Origin of the sequence: Gordonia sp. i37, from assembly GCF_002043085.1 — a bacterium.
In the GTDB taxonomy this organism is placed as follows: domain Bacteria; phylum Actinomycetota; class Actinomycetes; order Mycobacteriales; family Mycobacteriaceae; genus Gordonia; species Gordonia polyisoprenivorans.
The window spans coordinates 1-497 of sequence record NZ_MVPX01000652.1 but is presented as its reverse complement, the minus strand read 5'-3'; the positions used below and the strand labels follow the sequence as shown (position 1 = coordinate 497).

Genomic DNA, 497 nt, shown 5'->3' with positions numbered 1-497 from the left:
ACCTTGTCGGCGCCCAAGCCCCAGCCCGACGGGTCGCCGGATCCGCGGACACCCGAACAGATCTGTGCGGCCGCGTTCGAAACGATCGTGGAGTTGGCGGCACAAGGTTTGGCCGACACCACCTTCTCGGCGAAACCGACCAACGGGTTGTTGTGGACCTGGTCGGCGGACAACCCGGCACTCGGCGGCGATTTGCAGAACATGGGTGCCATCACCGAAGCCACCGCGAAACTGTTGTCGTGTGACACCACGATCACCAAGATCATGCTTGATCCCAACGGTGTGCCGCTCAGTGTGGGGGAGGCGAAACGCTTCTTCACACCGGGCCAACGCAAAGCGTTGCTGGTGCGGGATCGCGGATGTATCAAGTGTGGTGCCCACGCCGGACGCTGCCAAGGACACCACCTCGTCCACTGGAGCAAGGGCGGTCCCACCGACCTCGACAACGGCTGCCTACTCTGCACCAGCTGCCACGACGATGTGCACCACCACGGATG

General features: G+C 63.4%; 1 protein-coding gene. It reads left to right on the top strand.

Features of this window, described 5'->3' with window-relative positions; genetic code table 11:
• Positions 1 to 497: HNH endonuclease signature motif containing protein (locus B1964_RS29375; RefSeq protein ID WP_139765965.1), on the top strand; the 497-nt coding region annotated here is incomplete at both ends.